21 protein-coding genes are annotated in these 18,124 nt (G+C 43.0%); 20 read left to right on the top strand and 1 reads right to left on the bottom strand.

Annotated features, from left to right (window positions below):
• Positions 1-220: 220 nt before the first annotated feature.
• The 7 genes from A5877_RS01420 (at position 221) to A5877_RS01385 (ending at position 6,370) form a co-directional block, all read left to right on the top strand.
• Positions 221-412, top strand: a complete 192-nt coding sequence (locus A5877_RS01420) for a hypothetical protein (RefSeq protein WP_005235564.1) — start codon at positions 221-223, stop codon at positions 410-412.
• A 160-nt stretch (positions 413-572) separates the two neighbouring features.
• Positions 573-839, top strand: coding sequence for a phosphocarrier protein HPr (locus tag A5877_RS01410; protein ID WP_003126335.1), 267 nt, complete (start codon positions 573-575; stop codon positions 837-839).
• Positions 839-2,566 (top strand): phosphoenolpyruvate--protein phosphotransferase, encoded by a 1,728-nt coding sequence (gene ptsP / locus A5877_RS01405; RefSeq protein WP_008378209.1) that lies wholly within the window; start codon positions 839-841, stop codon positions 2,564-2,566. The genes A5877_RS01410 and ptsP overlap by 1 nt, the downstream gene beginning before the upstream one ends.
• A 265-nt stretch (positions 2,567-2,831) precedes the next feature.
• The gene (locus A5877_RS01400; RefSeq protein WP_005235568.1) at positions 2,832-3,842 is read left to right on the top strand and encodes a glycosyltransferase; all 1,011 of its coding nucleotides are present in this window, start codon (positions 2,832-2,834) and stop codon (positions 3,840-3,842) included.
• Positions 3,843-3,873: 31 nt separating this feature from the next.
• Positions 3,874-5,106: a glycosyltransferase family 4 protein gene (locus A5877_RS01395; protein ID WP_005235570.1), complete on the top strand. Its 1,233-nt coding sequence runs from the start codon at positions 3,874-3,876 to the stop codon at positions 5,104-5,106.
• 74 nt (positions 5,107-5,180) lie between these two features.
• Positions 5,181-6,056, top strand: coding sequence for an NAD(P)-dependent oxidoreductase (locus A5877_RS01390; RefSeq protein ID WP_005235572.1), 876 nt, complete (start codon positions 5,181-5,183; stop codon positions 6,054-6,056).
• A gap of 83 nt (positions 6,057-6,139) precedes the next feature.
• Complete coding sequence (locus A5877_RS01385) at positions 6,140-6,370, top strand: YkuJ family protein (protein WP_005225886.1); 231 nt, start codon at positions 6,140-6,142, stop codon at positions 6,368-6,370.
• A gap of 68 nt (positions 6,371-6,438) precedes the next feature.
• On the opposite strand, the gene A5877_RS01380 is transcribed toward A5877_RS01385, so the two are convergent.
• Complete coding sequence (locus A5877_RS01380) at positions 6,439-7,371, bottom strand: GIY-YIG nuclease family protein (RefSeq protein ID WP_005235574.1); 933 nt, start codon at positions 7,369-7,371, stop codon at positions 6,439-6,441.
• Positions 7,372-7,691: 320 nt separating this feature from the next.
• Between A5877_RS01380 and A5877_RS01375 the strand changes: the two genes are divergently transcribed.
• The 13 genes from A5877_RS01375 (at position 7,692) to A5877_RS01315 (ending at position 18,122) form a co-directional block, all read left to right on the top strand.
• The gene (locus A5877_RS01375) at positions 7,692-8,132 is read left to right on the top strand and encodes a MarR family winged helix-turn-helix transcriptional regulator (RefSeq protein ID WP_008378199.1); all 441 of its coding nucleotides are present in this window, start codon (positions 7,692-7,694) and stop codon (positions 8,130-8,132) included.
• Positions 8,133-8,141: 9 nt separating this feature from the next.
• Complete coding sequence (locus tag A5877_RS01370) at positions 8,142-9,104, top strand: beta-ketoacyl-ACP synthase III (RefSeq protein ID WP_005235580.1); 963 nt, start codon at positions 8,142-8,144, stop codon at positions 9,102-9,104.
• Positions 9,105-9,156: 52 nt separating this feature from the next.
• On the top strand, positions 9,157-9,381 hold the full coding sequence (locus tag A5877_RS01365) for an acyl carrier protein (RefSeq protein WP_005225890.1): 225 nt from the start codon (positions 9,157-9,159) through the stop codon (positions 9,379-9,381).
• Between the two features lie 123 nt (positions 9,382-9,504).
• The gene (gene fabD / locus A5877_RS01360; protein WP_042890931.1) at positions 9,505-10,428 is read left to right on the top strand and encodes an ACP S-malonyltransferase; all 924 of its coding nucleotides are present in this window, start codon (positions 9,505-9,507) and stop codon (positions 10,426-10,428) included.
• Positions 10,429-10,437: 9 nt separating this feature from the next.
• Complete coding sequence (fabG, locus tag A5877_RS01355) at positions 10,438-11,175, top strand: 3-oxoacyl-[acyl-carrier-protein] reductase (RefSeq protein WP_086316198.1); 738 nt, start codon at positions 10,438-10,440, stop codon at positions 11,173-11,175.
• Between the two features lie 12 nt (positions 11,176-11,187).
• Entirely contained in the window at positions 11,188-12,426 is a 1,239-nt protein-coding gene (fabF, locus tag A5877_RS01350) for a beta-ketoacyl-ACP synthase II (RefSeq protein WP_016610185.1), read from the top strand.
• Positions 12,427-12,909 carry an acetyl-CoA carboxylase biotin carboxyl carrier protein gene (accB, locus tag A5877_RS01345; protein ID WP_016612188.1) on the top strand — a complete coding sequence of 161 codons (483 nt, stop codon included), beginning with the start codon at positions 12,427-12,429 and terminating at the stop codon, positions 12,907-12,909.
• A gap of 4 nt (positions 12,910-12,913) precedes the next feature.
• Positions 12,914-13,342, top strand: a complete 429-nt coding sequence (gene fabZ, locus A5877_RS01340) for a 3-hydroxyacyl-ACP dehydratase FabZ (RefSeq protein WP_005225895.1) — start codon at positions 12,914-12,916, stop codon at positions 13,340-13,342.
• Between the two features lie 7 nt (positions 13,343-13,349).
• A complete protein-coding gene (locus A5877_RS01335) occupies positions 13,350-14,714 on the top strand; it encodes an acetyl-CoA carboxylase biotin carboxylase subunit (protein ID WP_005235585.1) in 1,365 nt (454 codons plus the stop codon).
• Positions 14,715-14,726: 12 nt separating this feature from the next.
• Positions 14,727-15,596: an acetyl-CoA carboxylase, carboxyltransferase subunit beta gene (accD, locus tag A5877_RS01330; RefSeq protein WP_086316197.1), complete on the top strand. Its 870-nt coding sequence runs from the start codon at positions 14,727-14,729 to the stop codon at positions 15,594-15,596.
• A complete protein-coding gene (locus tag A5877_RS01325) occupies positions 15,589-16,374 on the top strand; it encodes an acetyl-CoA carboxylase carboxyl transferase subunit alpha (protein ID WP_005235587.1) in 786 nt (261 codons plus the stop codon). The genes accD and A5877_RS01325 overlap by 8 nt, the downstream gene beginning before the upstream one ends.
• A 190-nt stretch (positions 16,375-16,564) precedes the next feature.
• Positions 16,565-17,410 carry a transporter substrate-binding domain-containing protein gene (locus A5877_RS01320; RefSeq protein WP_005235588.1) on the top strand — a complete coding sequence of 282 codons (846 nt, stop codon included), beginning with the start codon at positions 16,565-16,567 and terminating at the stop codon, positions 17,408-17,410.
• 22 nt (positions 17,411-17,432) lie between these two features.
• Positions 17,433-18,122, top strand: coding sequence for an amino acid ABC transporter permease (locus tag A5877_RS01315; RefSeq protein WP_005225900.1), 690 nt, complete (start codon positions 17,433-17,435; stop codon positions 18,120-18,122).
• Positions 18,123-18,124 lie beyond the last annotated feature (2 nt).

The raw sequence follows: 18,124 nt of genomic DNA, 5'->3' as shown, positions 1-18,124 counted from the left end.
TGATTGCTTGTAAAAGAAAAGGGGCTGTGGGCAAAGTAACGGTCACCTTCAAGGTAATGTGTTATTGACCTTTACTGACCATAATTCTATTATACTAACTATTTGTCAGACTGCAAGAATTTTACCTTTAAAAATTTTCCCTTCGATTTCACTTATAGAAGCGGTCTTTTAAATAAAAAGTAATTCCTATATAATAGAAAGAAAGAGGTGAGAATAGACGTTGGAGAACAGAGATTTTGCTGCAGAAGTAGTACGTTTACGCAATGGAGAGATCCAAGAATTGATTGTCCAACAGCCGGAATTTCTGGCGTTTAGAGATGTCTGGCTCCAGTTGGAAGACCGGTCTTCTTTTGTCGGAGAAGCGGGGTTAAATGGGAAGATCATCTACCGTTACGTGCAAGAAAATAAATAGGACATTTATTTCAATCGTTTATTTAAGAGAAAACGGTTGTCTATCGAGGAAAAAAATGGTAATCTTAACAGTTGAAAGGGCGATTTTTTTCGGGTATCATTGCATGCATGGAAATTTTGCCTTCACACAAAAAAACGTATCATAAAGGAGATTGATCAATATGGAAAAGAAAGATTTTCACGTAGTTGCTGAGACAGGGATTCACGCACGTCCAGCTACATTATTGGTTCAAACAGCAAGCAAATTCAACTCTGATATCAACTTAGAGTACAAAGGTAAATCAGTAAACCTTAAATCAATCATGGGCGTAATGTCATTAGGTGTTGGCCAAGGTTCTGATGTAACTATCACTGCTGAAGGTGCTGACGAAGCAGATGCAATCGCTGCAATCGTAGAAACAATGAAAAAAGAAGGTTTGTCTGAATAATGGTTGAGATGCTAAAAGGAATTGCTGCTAGTGATGGTGTAGCCGTTGCGAAAGCCTACCTGTTAGTACAACCTGATTTATCTTTTTCAAAAGTATCAGTTGAAGATACTGCAGCAGAGGAAGCACGCTTAGATGATGCGTTAGCGAAGTCAACAGCGGAATTACAACAAATCCGCGACAAAGCAGCGCAAACTTTAGGTGAAGCAGAAGCACAAGTATTTGATGCTCATTTAATGGTTCTTTCAGATCCTGAGATGATCGGTCAAATCAAACAAAACGTGACAGATAACAAAGTCAATGCAGAAGCTGCATTGAAAGAAGTTACTGACATGTATATTGGTATGTTTGAAGCAATGGATGACAATGCTTACATGCAAGAACGGGCAGCTGACATCAAAGATGTTGCTAAACGTATCTTGGCGCATTTGTTGAATGTGACTTTGCCTAATCCTTCAATGATCAACGAAGAAGTAGTCGTTGTTGCGCATGACTTGACACCAAGTGATACCGCACAATTAGACCGCAACTTTGTTAAAGCTTTTGTAACAGATATCGGTGGACGTACTTCTCATTCCGCAATCATGGCACGTTCTCTTGAAATCCCAGCAATCGTTGGAACGATGGAGATCACTGCAAAAGTGAAAGCGGGCGACATCTTAGCTGTTAACGGCATTATCGGTGACGTTATCGTCAACCCGACAGATGACCAAGCGGCTGAATTTGTTGAAGCTGGGAAAGCCTACGCAGATCAAAAAGCAGAGTGGGAAAAATTAAAAGATGCTGAAACAGTTACGGCTGATGGTAAGCACTTTGAATTAGCTGCGAACATTGGTACACCAAAAGATTTAGAAGGTGTCCACAACAATGGTGCAGAAGCAGTCGGTTTATACCGTACTGAATTCTTGTACATGGATTCTCCTGATTTCCCAACAGAAGAAGACCAATATAAAGCGTATAAAGCAGTTCTAGAAGGAATGGCTGGAAAACCAGTGGTTGTCCGCACAATGGATATCGGTGGCGATAAAGAACTTCCTTACTTAAAATTGCCTCATGAAATGAATCCTTTCTTAGGCTATCGTGCATTGCGTATCAGCTTGTCTGAACTTGGGGACGACATGTTCCGTACCCAACTTCGTGCGTTGTTACGTGCTTCTGCTCATGGTAACTTACGTATTATGTTCCCAATGGTGGCAACATTGAAAGAGTTCCGTACAGCGAAGAAAATGTATGAAGAAGAGCGTCAAAAATTGATTGACGAAGGCGTTGAGATTTCTAACGAGATCCAAGTCGGAATCATGATCGAAATTCCAGCAGCAGCTGTCTTAGCAGACAAGTTTGCGAAGGAAGTTGACTTTTTCAGTATTGGTACCAATGACTTGATCCAATACACAATGGCTGCAGACCGCATGAATGAACGCGTGTCTTACTTGTACCAACCATACAACCCATCCATCTTACGCTTGATCAAAAACGTGATCGATTCAGCGCATGCTGAAGGCAAATGGGCTGGTATGTGTGGAGAAATGGCCGGCGATCAAACTGCTGTGCCACTTCTTGTAGGTATGGGCTTAGATGAGTTCTCAATGAGTGCAACATCTGTTCTGAAAACACGTAGCTTAATGAAACGTTTGTCAACCACTGACATGCAAGAATTAGCAAAACGTGCTTTAGAAGATTGCGATACAATGGAAGAAGTTGTAGAGTTAATCGAACAGTATGTAAAATAATCATTTCTAGGCAACAAGCAATTTTTGCTTGTTGCCTTTTTTTGTTTTAAGAAGACATTTTGTTTGATTTGACTTGCAACAACTTACTACTTTTTTCAGAAAACGAACAGTTTTGTCATATCTTGGAATTAAGCTATGATTCCCTGAGCTTTTCCCGTATCATGGTTAAATGGGGAACAAAATCTAGGACCATGGTAGGAGTATCTCTGCGATCGCCTATGGTATACTAATATCAGATATAAGCATTTCCAAGGAGGAATCATCTTTGAAAGTACTTCTTTATTTTGAAGGAGAAAAATTATTAGCTAAATCAGGTATCGGTCGCGCATTGGCCCATCAGCAACGAGCGCTGACATCTGTCGGGATTCCTTTTACTCTTGATAAAAATGATGAGGATTATGACATTCTTCACATCAACACGTATGGAATCAATAGTATGCATATGGTCAATAAAGCCAAAAGACAAGGAAAAAAAGTGATTTACCATGCCCATTCTACAGAAGAGGATTTTCGAAATTCATTTATCGGTTCAAATCAGCTTTCGCCATTATATAAAAAATATTTGATCAATCTTTATTCCAGAGCCGATCAATTGATCACCCCGACCCCTTATTCGAAAGAACTTTTGGAAGGGTATGGTATCCAAGTGCCGATCGAAGCGATCTCAAACGGGATCGATCTTGACAAATATCAGCCGGATCATGAGAAAGAAAAAGCCTTTCGTGAGTATTTTCAGCTTTTACCTGATCAAAAAGTCATTATATCGGTCGGTTTGTTTTTTGAACGAAAAGGCATTCTTGATTTTGTAGAGATAGCTAGACAATTGCCTGAATATACGTTTATCTGGTTTGGTCATACACCAATGATGACGATTCCTAAGCAGATCCGCGACCTTGTCAATGAAGACCATCCAGAAAATGTGCTGTTTCCCGGCTATATCAAAGGAGACATCATCGAAGGGGCATATTCAGCGGCTGATCTGTTCTTCTTTCCTTCCTATGAAGAAACAGAAGGGATCGTGGTCCTTGAGGCGTTAGCCAGCCACCAAAATGTGCTTGTTCGGGATATTCCAGTATATAAAGGGTGGCTAAGCAATGGGCACAATGCATACATGGAGAAAACCAATCAAGGGTTTATCGAGAAAATCAAAGGAATCGTAGATGGCACGTTGCCACAGTTAAGTGAAGCGGGTTATGAAACGGCCAAGCAAAAGAGTATTGATGAAATCGGATATGAGCTAAAAGAAGTTTATACAAAAGTGATGAATACGGAATAAAGAAACTAATGTAAAGTTTGGAGGTACCGTTTTGAAAATCGGATTTTTTACAGACACCTACTTCCCCCAGGTAAGTGGTGTGGCGACATCGATCAAGACATTGAAAGAAGAGCTTGAGAAAAAAGGCCATAAAGTGTATATCTTTACTACGACCGATCCCAATGCTGATCTGGACGAAGAAGATATCATTCGCATGCCAAGTGTCCCGTTTGTGTCCTTCAAAGATCGGCGAATCGTAGTGCGCGGCATGTTGTATGCCTATTTGATCGCCAAAGAGTTAGAGTTGGAATTGATCCATACCCATACCGAGTTTGGCTCTGGGATGTTAGGGAAAATGGTGGGGCGCAAATTGCAAATTCCTGTGATCCATACCTACCATACGATGTATGAAGACTACTTGCACTACATCGCCAATGGGAAGGTCTTACGGCCGTCTCACGTGAAATATCTTTCGCGGCTATTTGCCAACCACTCGACAGGTGTTGTTTGTCCAAGTGAACGAGTCATCGATACGCTGAGGGGGTATGGTGTGGTTTCACCGATGCGGATCATCCCCACAGGGATCGAAGTCGAGAAGTTTCGTCGACCGGACATTACATCTGAAATGAAAAAAGAATTGCGGGAGAAATTAGGCATCACTGAGGATCAACCCATGCTGCTTTCCCTCAGTCGTATTTCTTATGAAAAGAATATCCAAGCGATCATCGATGGGATGCCGGAAATTCTAACCAAGATTCCTGATGCGCAATTAGTGATCGTTGGGAAAGGTCCGCATAAAGAAAAATTAGAAGAAAAAGTGGTGGATATGGCGCTAACTGACCATGTTCAATTTGTCGGCGAAGTGGCGAATGATAAAGTGGCGATCTATTACCACGCTGCCGATTACTTCGTCAGTGCCTCTACTTCAGAAACACAAGGACTGACATACACGGAAGCAATGGCTGCTGGGACCCCATTAGTCGTTGAAGGCAATGATTACTTAAACACCTTGATCGATGATCCATCGTTAGGCGTCACCTTTGAGAGTGATCGGGATTTCGCAAAAGCATTTATTGATTATTATGAACAAAAGATTCCTGCTGATCCCGAAGTTCTTTCTAGGAAGATGTACGAGATCTCGGCATTACGCTTTGGTGAGTCGATGCTGTCTTTCTACCATGATATGGTTGCCTATTATGAAACCGAACGCATCGAGAAAGAAACCGAGCAGACGTTAGAAAAATTCAAAGTAAAATTAAAGGCATTTCGCCGAACGATCGATTAAACAGAAAATTTTCGCAAGTTCATGTTTTTAGCGTATACTAAAGACATGAACTTTTTTATTTTGGAGGGATCTGCATGAAATTAGGATTTATCGGTACTGGTGTCATGGGTCAAGCGATGGTTGGTCATCTCTTAGCTGCAGGACATACAGTGAATGTTTACAATCGGACGAAAGCAAAAACAGATGAACTCGTTGCGAATGGAGCAATTTGGTGTGACACCCCAACAGAAGTTGCATCAGAAAGTGAAATCATCTTTACAATGGTTGGGTATCCATCCGACGTTGAAGAGGTTTACTATGGGCCTCAAGGGATTTTTCAAACGGCTGTGACGGGCAAAACATTGGTGGATTTTACAACCAGCACACCTGATTTGGCAGAACGAATCTACCAGACAGCGAAGGAAAAAGGAGCAGCGAGTATTGATGCGCCAGTTTCTGGTGGTGATCTTGGTGCGAGAAACGCCACGCTAACGATTATGGTTGGTGGCGATGAAGAAGCTTACCAACAAGTAAAACCACTTTTTGAAGTATTAGGAAAGACGTTTCAACTTCAAGGAGGGGCTGGAAAGGGTCAGCATACGAAAATGGCCAATCAGATCATGATTGCCGGCACCATGACGGGGATGACAGAAATGCTGGTCTATGCGAACCAAGCGGGTCTAGATTTACCACGAGTGATTGACACCCTTTCTGGCGGTGGTGCAGCCAATTGGTCCATGACGAATTACAGTCCACGTATCCTAAAAGAGGATTATTCACCAGGTTTTTTTGTCAAACATTTCATCAAAGATCTGGGGATCGCTCTGGATGAAGCCAAGAAGATGGGATTGGATTTGCCAAGCACCACTTTAGCTAAAAAATTGTATGATCAGTTGGCTGAAAAAGGCTATGAAAATGACGGAACGCAGGCGCTGATTAAACTTTGGTGGCAAGATGGAAAAAAATCTTAAAATGACAAAAAAAATACGAAAAATCAATGCAAGATAGAGGATGTTTTGATACAATATAACGGACAGAAAAAGGAGGCTTACGAATGAAAAGTTCGCAATTAGTCGCTATCATCAAACGTTTAGAAGCGATGGTCGAAGCGCAAGACAATGAAGTTCAAGTACGTCGTTTTGAAAAAGAAGGCGTCGAAAAATGTACCGTTACTTATGACAATTCGACAGAAACGTTTGAATTAACGGAAGCAGAATCAAGTCAATCTTATCAATTTGATAATGTTGATATTGTAGCCATGGAAATCTATGATTTGATCCAATAAGAATGAGTGGGACGTTCGTCGTCGCTTTCTCATTTCTATACAGCAAGCCTACTTGGGCTTGCTGTTTTTTATTTTTCTGCTGCTTTTTCTTGGCGATACAGGTGATTAAGGATGATCCCTAATGGATCGAGATCTTCCGGGGCTAAAGGAAGCGCAGCGCTTGATGGCGGAAGTGGCTGGAATTTTTCTTCGGGAGAAAGAATGTTTGTTTGGATCAACTTACCAAAGCTGACTTGATAGTATTTGAGTTGAGTCGTCTGTGATACTGGCTCCTGGGGAATCGAAAAAATCACTTCCGGTTCTTGAATGAACTGATTGACCCTCACGATTTCTTGGTAAAAGCTTTCTGCTAGATGGATCTCTCGCTGCAGTACACTAGCTTGTTCAAACAATAAGTGATCAATCAGGTATGCCAAGCGTTTTTTAAGGAGTGAAAAACAGTCGGTCTTCTTTCCTGCAAAAAAACAGCCGATCTCTCGCCACTTCTCTTCCAAGGAATACGCCTCCATTTGAGGGAGTTGCTTACGTAAGGTTAATAGCGTCAGTTCGTTGACAGTCGGCAATTGAAACGTTTCTGACAATAATTGAAACAACACAGGCAATTTTTTTGTTTGTCGAAAGGGGCCATAACTGCCAATTTGTGGTGTTTGAGTGATCGTGAAGCTATGATTCGTCAAATCAACAAAGCAATAGTTCGCTGAATGGTTCATTTGGCGGTTGTAGATAGGATGAAAAGCTTGGATCAAACGACATTCAAGTAATAGTGCATCCAATTCGGTATCTGTTTCGATGGTTTCAAAATCAACGACATTATAAACAAGTCGAAGTACCTTATTGGCATGCTGCTGGTTTTTTCGGAAGTAGGAAACGACACGCTGCTTCAATGATTTGGCTTTTCCCACATACAAGACTTCGTTGTGTTGATCTTTCATTAGATAAACGCCAGGCCTTTCAGGGAGTGCATTTGCTTTGTTTTTTAGAAACTCTTTGTTCGGATTCATCGATCTTTCCTCTCCTTCCTTCAAAGAGTAGCAGATGAAGCTTAAGAGAGCAACGTTTGCTGGCCATTGACAAGAAAAAATTAGAAATAGAGTGGAAGCAACGCAATGATAAACTTTGACATTCAAAGGAAATTTCTCTATAACGGAAACGGATTATTTTGTCAACTCGCAGCTTTTAAAATCTTAGAAAATCAATTCTTAAATAAAAATGCGCTTAAAAATAAAAAAAGTTCGAAAAAATTCTTGCATTTCTCAATAACTTCCGATATAGTTTGACTATCAAATGATTTGATTATCAAAGTATTCGGATGGTGAAGGTTATGGAACCCAATTTAGAAACAGTTAATGACTACTTAGTCAGCGTCTTTAATGACATCTTAGTGATTGAAGAATCTGAATTGAAAAAATCTCAATTCAAAGACCTTTCAATTACCGAAATGCATACCATCGAAGCCATCGGGATGTACAAAAAAAAGACCACGACTGAAGTTGCCAAAGAGCTTTCGATCACTGTTGGGACTTTGACCATCGCGATCAATCGTTTGGTGAAAAAAGAATATGTAGAACGGATTCGCAGTGAAGATGATCGGCGAGTCGTCAAACTAGGTTTGACGAAAAAAGGAAAACTCCTTTATCGTGTTCATCAGCATTTTCATCGTGAGATGGTGAAGGGTGTCTTGAGTCAGATGTCTCCTGAAGAGGAACAGGCACTGTTGAAAGCACTGAAAAATCTGCATGACTTTTTACAAGATTATAAGTGAGAATAATGGATGAATATGTTTGGAAAAATTACCGCGACTGCAAGTTATGTTCCAGAAAAAATCGTAACAAATGATGATCTATCAAATTTGATGGATACTTCAGATGAATGGATCCATTCTCGCACGGGAATCAAACGAAGAAGAGTCGCTGTCGGCGAAAACACTTCAGACCTTTGTATTCGCGTCGCTCAAACGCTCTTGCAAGATGCTCAGCTTTCAGCAGAAAGTCTGGATTTTATCTTGGTAGCGACGATCACACCGGATTTCAATACACCGGCGGTTGCTTGCCAAGTCCAAGGGGCGATTGGGGCAGTCAATGCCTTTGCTTTTGATATCAGTGCAGCATGTGCTGGTTTCGTGTATGCATTGTCTATGGCTGAAAAACTGATTCGAACGGGCGCTAAAAAAGGATTGGTCATCGGTGGAGAAGTACTTTCAAAAGTCTTGGATTGGAACGACCGTTCGACGGCTGTTTTATTCGGAGATGGTGCCGGCGGTCTATTGTTGGAAGCATCTTCAGAGCAGCATTTGCTCAAAGAGTCTTTAAAAGCAGATGGGACGCGAGGCATGTCCTTAACATCTGGTTTTCGCACGAATGAGAATCCTTTTTCACAAAACGCTCCGGCGTATAGTGCTTGTATGCAAATGATTGGACGAGAAATCTTTGATTTTGCGACGCGTGATGTGGTCGCCTCGATCAATGATCTGATACAAGATGAAGCAATTGATTATTTTTTGCTTCACCAAGCAAATTCACGCATTTTAGACAAAGTTGCTCGCAAGCTGAAGCAACCCCGTGAGAAATTTTTGCAAAATATGCAAGATTATGGCAATACTTCGGCAGCCTCGATTCCGTTATTGCTAGATGAAGAAATCAAACGAGGTACACTGTCCCTTGGCAGTGGTCAAAAAGTGGTGTTCTCAGGTTTTGGCGGCGGATTGACATGGGGAACTATGTTAGCCACCTTATAACTTGTTCACGAAACAAAATTACTATTGAAAAACACATTGGAGGAATATACACATGGTATTCGAAAAAATTCAAGAAATCGTAGCAGAAGAATTAGGAAAAGAAAAAGAAGAAATTAAATTGAACACGAACATCCAAGAAGATTTAGAAGCAGACAGCTTGGATCTTTTCCAAATCATTAACGAGATCGAAGATGAATTCGATGTGAAGATCGAAACAGAAGATGGTATCACAACCGTTGAAGATCTAGTTAAATATGTAGAAAAACAACAAGCATAAAACAAAGGCTAGGCAGACAGCCTAGCCTTTCCTTTTTAAGAACGTGTTTTTGCTGATTCATAGACGAACTGCAAGAAGCCATGTTCTCCAACAACAACGAACAAAGTAATGAAGGAGTGCAAGATGAAGACAGCCTTTTTATTTAGCGGTCAAGGTGCACAGTACCCCAAAATGGGGGAAGAGCTCTATCACCAAGAAGCAATCGTTCGTGAGACGTTTGAACAATCCAGCACTATTCTAGGATATGATATGGCCGAGTTATGCTTTACTGAAAACGAACGTTTAAACCAGACGGAATATACACAGCCTGCCATTTTAACAGTAAGCACGGCTTTTTGGCGACTTTTGGATGCGCAAGGAATCGAAGCAGATGCTGTTGCTGGCTTAAGTTTAGGTGAATATACAGCCTTAGTCGCTAGTGGTGCGCTTGATTTCCAGACCGCAGTCGCATTGGTGCAAAAGCGCGGTCGGTATATGGCAAGTGCGGCGCCTGCAGGTGTTGGGAAAATGGTCGCTGTGATGAACACACCCGCTGAAACGATTGAAGAAATCTGTAAAGAAGCAAGTCAAGTCGGGATCGTGACACCAGCGAATTACAATACGCCGCAGCAGATCGTTATTGGCGGTGAAGCGCCGGCAGTGGATAAAGCGGTGGAATTGTTACAAGCTGCTGGAACCAAACGGGTGATTCCTTTAAATGTCAGCGGTCCTTTCCATACTGCTTTGTTGGAACTGGCATCGCAGCAATTAGCACAGGAATTAGCTCAAATTACCTTTGATGAGTTGCAAGTACCTGTCATCAGCAATACGACCGCGCAGCCGATGCAGCAAGACCAAATCAAGGAACTGTTGACGCTGCAAGTGAAATCACCAGTGCGTTTTTACGAAAGCATTGCGACACTGAAGGAACTTGGCATCCAACAAGTCATCGAGATCGGACCAGGAAAAGTATTGAGCGGTTTTATGAAGAAAATAGACAAAGAAATCCAGACTGCGCGTGTAGAAGATAGCCAAACGTTGGCAGATACACTAGCCCGATTCAACTAGGAGGAATTTATGGATCTGCAAAATAAAAACGTCTTTGTAACTGGTAGCTCGCGAGGGATCGGTTTTACTATCGCGGAAGCCTTTGCCAAAGAAGGAGCGAATATCGTTTTAAATGGACGAAAAGAAATTCCCCAGTCACTGATCGATCGCATCACCAGCTACGGCGTGAAATGTGTAGCAATCAATGGGGACATTTCTGATTTTGATCAAGCGGCAGCCATGCTTTCGGAAGCAGAAGCGGCAGTCGGACCGATCCACATTTTAGTCAATAATGCCGGGATCACGAATGACAAATTATTGTTGAGAATGAAACCGGAAGATTTTGATTCCGTGATCAAAATCAATTTGACTGGTACCTTCAATATGACGCAGCACGCGCTGAAAATAATGATGAAGTTGCGAGAAGGCCGCATCATCAATTTGACGAGTGTGGTCGGCTTGACGGGAAATATCGGGCAAGCCAACTATGCGGCAAGTAAAGCTGGCGTGATCGGTTTTACGAAATCTGCCGCTCGTGAAGGTGCCGCTCGGGGGATCACCTGCAATGCGATCGCCCCAGGTTTTATCGAAACAGAGATGACTGAAGTGCTGTCGGATAAAGTCAAAGAACAATCATTGGCAAATATTCCGTTACAGCGTTTTGGTTCCACACAGGATGTTGCGCAAACAGCAGTCTTTTTAGCAAAAAGCCCCTACATCACTGGTCAGGTGATCAGTGTAGACGGCGGGATGGCAATGCAAGGGTAGGAGGAAGAATAGATGAATCGAGTAGTAGTTACAGGATACGGCGTCACTTCTCCAATCGGAAATGACCCAGAAACATTTTTAGCAAGTTTACAAAACGGGACCAACGGCATCGGCCCGATTACAAAATTTGACGCAGAAGCAACAGGGATCTCAGTTGCCGCTGAAGTCAAAGATTTTCCGTTAGAAAAGTACTTCGTTAAAAAAGATACGAAGCGGATGGATCTTTTTTCCATTTATGGAATTTATGCGGCGTTAGAAGCGATGGAAATGGCGAAGTTAGATACAGAAACCATTGATGTGGATCGTTTTGGCGTGATGGTTGGTTCGGGGATCGGCGGCTTGCCAACGATTCAAGACCAAGTGATTCGAATGCATGACAAAGGAGCAAATCGGGTATCACCAATGTTCGTACCGATGTCGATCGTAAATATGGTTGCCGGCAACATTGCGTTACGGGTAGGTGCGAAAGGCATTTGTACGACGACTGTTTCCGCCTGTGCTTCTGGTACCCATTCAATCGGTGAAGCTTTCCGAAACATCAAGCATGGCTATGCAGATGTCATGATCGCTGGTGGTTCAGAAGCGACGATCTGTGAAATCGGTATTGCTGGTTTTGCTTCTCTGACGGCGTTAACCACTGAATCAGACCCTGACAAAGCTTCCGTTCCGTTTGATAAAAATCGTAGTGGATTTGTCATGGGTGAAGGCGCTGGCGTCTTCATTTTAGAATCATTGGCGCATGCACAAAAACGTGGGGCAACGATTTTAGGTGAAGTCGTAGGGTACGGTGCGAACTGTGATGCCTACCATATGACTGCGCCAAACCCTGATGGATCAGGTGCTGGAAAAGCAATGAAATTAGCGATGCAAGAAGCGGCGATTACCCCAGCTGAAGTTGGTTACATCAATGCCCACGGTACAAGCACGCCCGCCAATGACAGTGCAGAAGCGACATCGATCCAATACGGATTGGGCGAAGACTATAAAAAACCATATGTCAGCAGTACAAAGTCAATGACTGGTCATTTGCTTGGGGCGGCTGGTGGAATCGAAGCCATTGCTTCACTATTAGCATTACAACATCAATTTATTCCACCAACCATCAACGTGACAGAACAAGATCCTGAGATCGACTTGAACGTTGTTATCAATCAAAGCCAACCAGCAGAATTGACCTATGCCATGAGTAATTCACTTGGGTTTGGCGGTCATAATGCAGTGATCTTGCTGAAACGTTGGGAGGAAGCGTAATTGGAAACACATGAGATAAAAGAGCTGCTCAGCCAATTCGATCAATCGACGTTAACTGAGCTTCAATTAAAAAAAGAGACGTTTGAACTTTATTTTAATAAAAATACGACAAGTGGGCTACAAAATGCACAATCTACACCTGCGCCTGCTCCTGCAGCGAATGCTGCGCCAACTCCTGTTGTACCAACGCCTGCTGTCTCAGCGACACCTGACACAGTAGAAGCGGCGAAACCTGTCTTAGAGGGCAAAGAAGTTGTCTCGCCGTTAGTGGGTGTCGTTTATTTGAAACCAAGTCCTGACAAAGATAACTTTAAGCAAATCGGCGATCACGTGAAAAAAGGCGATATTCTTTGTATCGTTGAAGCGATGAAAGTCATGAATGAAATCGTCAGCGACGTCGATGGCGAATTGGTTGAAGTCTTGGTTGAAAGCGAACAAATCGTTGAATTCAATCAACCATTATTCCGTGTGAAAGAAGGGTAAAGCAATGAGCGCATTAACGATTCAAGAAATCAAAGAAATCATCCCTCATCGTTATCCGATGCTTTTAGTGGATCGCGTTGAGGAGTTAGAAGAAGGCAAACGGGTCGTTGCGAAGAAAAACGTTACCATTAATGAGCCGTTTTTCCAAGGCCATTTTCCCCATGAACCAGTGATGCCTGGAGTATTGATCGTGGAAGCAATGGCGCAAGCAGGTGCTGTGGCATTATTGTCATTGGAAGACTTTCGTGGGAAAACTGCCTACTTTGGCGGTTTAGACAAAGCAAAATTCAGAAAAAAAGTAACACCAGGCGATACCTTGATCTTAGAAGTAGAAATAATCAAAGTAAAATCTGCAGCCGGCATCGGCAAAGGAATTGCCTATGTTGATGGGAAAAAAGTGGCGGAAGCAGAATTGACTTTCATGATTGGATAGGTGAGACATGTTTTCTAAAGTATTGATCGCAAACCGTGGCGAAATCGCCGTACGTATCATTCGCGCTTGTCGCGAATTAGGTATTCAAACGGTCGCCGTTTATTCAGAAGCAGATAAAGAAGCGTTGCACACAGAGCTTGCCGATGAAGCGATTTGTATCGGACCTGCCAAAGCAGCTGACTCTTATTTGAATGTACAGCAGATCCTAAGCGCTGCGATCGTCACAAAGGCTGAGGCGATCCATCCCGGCTTTGGCTTTCTTTCAGAGAATAGCCGCTTTGCTGCGATGTGCGAGGAATGCAATATCGTCTTTATTGGGCCAAAGAGTGAGACTATCGATGCAATGGGAAACAAAATCAATGCAAGACGCTTGATGATCGAAGCAGAAGTACCGGTCATTCCCGGAAGCAAAGGCGCGATTTCTGATGTGGAAGAAGCTTTAACGATCGCTGAAGAGATTGGTTACCCGGTCATGCTCAAAGCAGCAGCCGGCGGTGGCGGTAAAGGGATACGGAAAGTCGCCGATAAAGAAGCGTTACCACATCATTTTGCTTCGGCACAGCAAGAGGCGAAAGCGGCATTTGGCAACGATGAAATGTACATTGAAAAAATCATTTATCCTGCTCGACACATAGAAGTGCAAGTGTTAGGTGATTCTTTTGGTAATATTATCCACCTTGGTGAACGCGATTGCTCGCTGCAACGCAACAACCAAAAAGTGTTGGAAGAATCTCCTTCTGTGGTGATTTCTGAAAGCAAACGAGCAGAGCTAGGAGAAGCAGCGGTACGTGCCGCACAAGCGGTAGGGTATCGAAATGCCGGCACGATCGAGTTTTTAATGGCAGACACTGGGGCGTTTTATTTCATGGAAATGAACACTCGAATCCAAGTGGAACACCCCATCACTGAAATGGTGACGAACATTGATCTAGTCAAAAAACAACTCGAAGTTGCTAGTGGCGAACCGCTAGGCTTGACACAAGCAGACATCAAGATGACAGGTGCGGCAATCGAATGTCGGATCAATGCAGAAAATCCAGCCTTCAATTTTGCACCGTCACCAGGCAAGATCAACAATTTATTTCTGCCTGGTGGAGGCTTGGGTGTACGGGTAGACAGTGCCATGTATTCCGGCTATACGATCCCGCCTTATTATGATTCCATGATCGCTAAAGTGATCGTTCACGGCGAGAACCGTTTTGAAGCATTGATGAAAATGCAGCGGGCGTTAGCTGAATTAGTGACCGATGGTGTCATTACGAATGCAGAATTCCAAATGGACTTGATCAGTCACCCGAAAGTGATTGCGGGAGACTATACAACCGCCTTTTTACAAGAGGAATTTTTGCCAAATTGGACACCTGAACAATAGGAGGGAAGTTGAGTGGCTTTATTTAAGAAAAAAAACTACATTCGCATCAATCCTAATCGAGGTCAGCTGCCAACGAACGAACCAGTCGTCCCAGATAATCTTTGGGCGAAATGTCCTAGTTGCAAACGAACGCTTTATACGAAGGAGATGGGGGCAGAAAAAGTCTGTCCCCACTGCGGGTATAATTTCCGGATCAGCGCCTGGGAACGGATCGCTATCACGATTGATGAAAAAAGTTTTGAAGAATGGGACACAGATGTTACCACAAAAGATCCCCTTGATTTCCCAGGGTACCTGGATAAAGTCGCACAAATGCAAGAAAAAACTGGTTTGCATGAGGCTGTTCTAACGGGAGAAGCCAAAGTTCGAGGATTGCCGTTAGCAATCGGTGTCATGGATGCGAATTTCATCATGGGCAGTATGGGAACGGTCGTGGGGGAGAAAATCACCCGTTTGTTTGAACGTGCGATCGAAAAACAGCTACCAGTTGTTCTTTTTACCGCTTCGGGTGGGGCTCGGATGCAAGAAGGGATTTTGTCACTGATGCAAATGGCGAAGATCTCCGCGGCAGTAAAACGCCACAGTAAAGCTGGCTTGTTTTATCTAACGGTTTTAACGGACCCGACCACCGGTGGCGTTACCGCTAGTTTTGCGATGGAAGGGGATATCATCCTGGCAGAACCGCAAGCATTGATCGGTTTTGCTGGACGACGTGTGATTGAACAAACCATTCGTCAGGAACTACCTGAAGATTTTCAAAAGGCAGAGTTCCTGTTAGATCATGGCTTTGTCGATCAAATCGTTCCACGGACGAACTTGCGGGAGAAAATCCACCATTTGATTTCTTTGCATACGCGGAAAGGATGGAATCGCAATGACTAGAGCAGCCCACGAAATCGTTGAACTCGCTCGCAGCAAAGACCGCTTGACGGCACTGGATTACTTTGAAGGCATTTTTTCTGAGTTTGAAGAGTTTCATGGAGACCGTCTGTTTGGCGAAGATGAAGCCGTTGTTGGCGGGATAGCTTGTTTAGATGGCAAGCCAGTGACCGTGATCGGTATTCAAAAAGGCCGTAATCTACCTGAAAATTTACGCAGAAACTTTGGCTCACCACATCCTGAAGGCTATCGAAAAGCGTTACGCTTAATGAAGCAAGCAGAAAAATTTCAGCGACCTGTGGTCACATTGATCAATACAGCAGGGGCGTTTTGTGGTATTGGCGCGGAAGAACGGGGAGAAGGTGAAGCGATTGCCCGTAACTTGATGGAAATGTCCGATTTAACGGTGCCGATCTTGGCAATCATCATTGGTGAAGGCGGCAGCGGCGGTGCTTTAGCACTGGCTTTAGGGGATGAAGTGTGGATGATGGAACACTCGATCTATGCCATTTTATCTCCCGAAGGCTTTGCTTCGATCCTATGGAAAGATGGTAGCCGGGCCAAAGAAGCTGCTGGTTTAATGAAGATCACTGCCCAAGAACTATTTGAATTAGGCGTTATTGAAAAAGTGATTGCTGAAACCCATGAAGAGGCCTTTTTACCGAAAGAGCAATTGATGGAACAGATGAAAGCGGCAATTTCAACGAAACTCGCTGAACTTTCTACGTTGCAAACAGAAGAATTGCTTGAGGCAAGGTATCAGCGTTTTCGCCGATTTTAACAACTAGGATATCCACTCTGATTAGAGAGAGGGTATCCTAGTATTTTTTTATTAAAAGTGTTATTGAATAAATCGTGCAAATGACGAAGTTTTTAGTTTAAAATTTAATTATTCTGTGCTATTATGTATATATTCTGAATATAAGAAGATTATATTGCATAAATATTTGTTTTGAAGAGGAGCGTTTTTAATGAAAAAATTATTTGGAGCACTTGTTGTATTGACGGGGATTTTGGTTTTAGGAGCTTGTGGAAATGGCGGCTCATCGAGTACTGGCAGTTCTAGTGCCAGCGGTTCGGCGGATAACCAATTGGAAGCCATCAAAGCAGCCGGTGTGTTAAATGTGGCAACTTCTGCTGACTTTGCCCCCTTTGAATTTCATGCCTTGATTGATGGCAAAGATACGATCGTGGGCGCAGATATCGATATGGTCAATGAGATCGCTGATCGTCTTGGTGTCGAAGTGAATATTTTGGACCTTGATTTCAATGCTGTCTTGACTGCTTTGCAACAAGGAAAAGCCGATATCGCTGTTTCAGGCATCTCAGCAACTGACGAACGTAAACAGACTTTTGATTTCACCGATAACTATTTTACACCAGAACAAAAAGTAGTTGTTAATAAAAACAATGAGTCGGCATTTGATTCAATCGAAAGCTTGTCTGGCAAAAAGGTAGGCGCTCAAAAAGGCTCGATCCAAGAAATGATCGTTCAAGACCAATTAGCGGATTCGCAATTGGTTTCCATCGCCAAAGTTCCGAATCTAGTCAATGAATTGAAACAAGGATCGATCGACGGTTTGGTGCTTGAAAGTGCGGTGGCTGAATCGTATGTTGCACAAAATGATGACCTCGTGATCACTGATGTAGCATTAGAAGCGTCTGAAGGCGATTCTTATGCAATTGCTTTACCTAAAGGGAGTACCGAACTACAAGAAGAGCTAAACAGTATTTTGAAAGAATTGATTGAAGATGGTACAATCGATGAGTATGTACAAAAGAACACAGATCTAGCCAACGAAAATGCGGCGCAATAGATAGAACGGAGTAGACACAATTATGGATTTATCCTTTTTAGCGATATATTACCCTTATTTTCTTTCTGGTGTGGTGATCACCATCGTGATCTCTATCATCACCGTGATCTTTGGAACGATTCTAGGGGTGATTTTTGCCCTAATGAAATTATCAAAAGTGACGCCTTTGCGCTGGTTTGCTAATGCGTATATTGAAGTCATCCGCGGCACACCAATGTTGGTGCAGATATTGATCGCTTTTGGTCTTTTGCAAGGCATGTTTGCCTTGCCGACAGTCTCGATCGGTGTGTTGAGTCTTGATTTTGGGCGGTTATTTCCTGGGATCATTGCGCTCTCGCTTAATTCTGGGGCATATGTTGCTGAGATCGTCCGAGGGGGAATCAATGCCGTTGATTACGGTCAAACAGAAGCGGCTGGTTCTTTAGGGCTGCGGCCTTTTCAAACGATGCGTTATGTCGTATTGCCACAAGCACTACGCAACATCTTGCCGCCACTAGGCAATGAATTTATCGTTTTGATCAAGGATTCCTCTTTGCTTTCAACGATCGGCATCTACGAGCTGATGAACAGTGCGCAGATCGTTGTCACCAGTTCTTTCCAACCATTAACGCCTTTCTATGTGGCGGCGGTCATTTATTTCATCTTGACGTTTACGACTTCGCGACTATTGAGTTTATGGGAAAAGAAACTAGGAAAAGGCTATCGTCGTTAAAA

It is taken from the genome of Enterococcus sp. 3C7_DIV0644 (assembly GCF_002141235.1).
Lineage (GTDB): Bacteria > Bacillota > Bacilli > Lactobacillales > Enterococcaceae > Enterococcus_D > Enterococcus_D entomosocium.
Note: the sequence above shows the minus strand (reverse complement) of the source record. Positions and strands in the feature narration are given on the sequence as shown.

What these genes read in the sequence shown, in the direction of transcription:
- A5877_RS01410 (WP_003126335.1), top strand. Translation starts at nt 573, where the DNA reads ATGGAAAAGAAAGATTTTCACGTAGTTGCTGAGACAGGGATTCACGCA.
- ptsP (WP_008378209.1), top strand. Translation starts at nt 839, where the DNA reads ATGGTTGAGATGCTAAAAGGAATTGCTGCTAGTGATGGTGTAGCCGTT.
- A5877_RS01390 (WP_005235572.1), top strand. Translation starts at nt 5,181, where the DNA reads ATGAAATTAGGATTTATCGGTACTGGTGTCATGGGTCAAGCGATGGTT.
- A5877_RS01385 (WP_005225886.1), top strand. Translation starts at nt 6,140, where the DNA reads ATGAAAAGTTCGCAATTAGTCGCTATCATCAAACGTTTAGAAGCGATG.
- A5877_RS01380 (WP_005235574.1), bottom strand. Translation starts at nt 7,371, where the DNA reads ATGAATCCGAACAAAGAGTTTCTAAAAAACAAAGCAAATGCACTCCCT.
- A5877_RS01375 (WP_008378199.1), top strand. Translation starts at nt 7,692, where the DNA reads ATGGAACCCAATTTAGAAACAGTTAATGACTACTTAGTCAGCGTCTTT.
- A5877_RS01370 (WP_005235580.1), top strand. Translation starts at nt 8,142, where the DNA reads ATGAATATGTTTGGAAAAATTACCGCGACTGCAAGTTATGTTCCAGAA.
- A5877_RS01365 (WP_005225890.1), top strand. Translation starts at nt 9,157, where the DNA reads ATGGTATTCGAAAAAATTCAAGAAATCGTAGCAGAAGAATTAGGAAAA.
- fabD (WP_042890931.1), top strand. Translation starts at nt 9,505, where the DNA reads ATGAAGACAGCCTTTTTATTTAGCGGTCAAGGTGCACAGTACCCCAAA.
- fabG (WP_086316198.1), top strand. Translation starts at nt 10,438, where the DNA reads ATGGATCTGCAAAATAAAAACGTCTTTGTAACTGGTAGCTCGCGAGGG.
- fabF (WP_016610185.1), top strand. Translation starts at nt 11,188, where the DNA reads ATGAATCGAGTAGTAGTTACAGGATACGGCGTCACTTCTCCAATCGGA.
- fabZ (WP_005225895.1), top strand. Translation starts at nt 12,914, where the DNA reads ATGAGCGCATTAACGATTCAAGAAATCAAAGAAATCATCCCTCATCGT.
- A5877_RS01335 (WP_005235585.1), top strand. Translation starts at nt 13,350, where the DNA reads ATGTTTTCTAAAGTATTGATCGCAAACCGTGGCGAAATCGCCGTACGT.
- A5877_RS01325 (WP_005235587.1), top strand. Translation starts at nt 15,589, where the DNA reads ATGACTAGAGCAGCCCACGAAATCGTTGAACTCGCTCGCAGCAAAGAC.
- A5877_RS01320 (WP_005235588.1), top strand. Translation starts at nt 16,565, where the DNA reads ATGAAAAAATTATTTGGAGCACTTGTTGTATTGACGGGGATTTTGGTT.
- A5877_RS01315 (WP_005225900.1), top strand. Translation starts at nt 17,433, where the DNA reads ATGGATTTATCCTTTTTAGCGATATATTACCCTTATTTTCTTTCTGGT.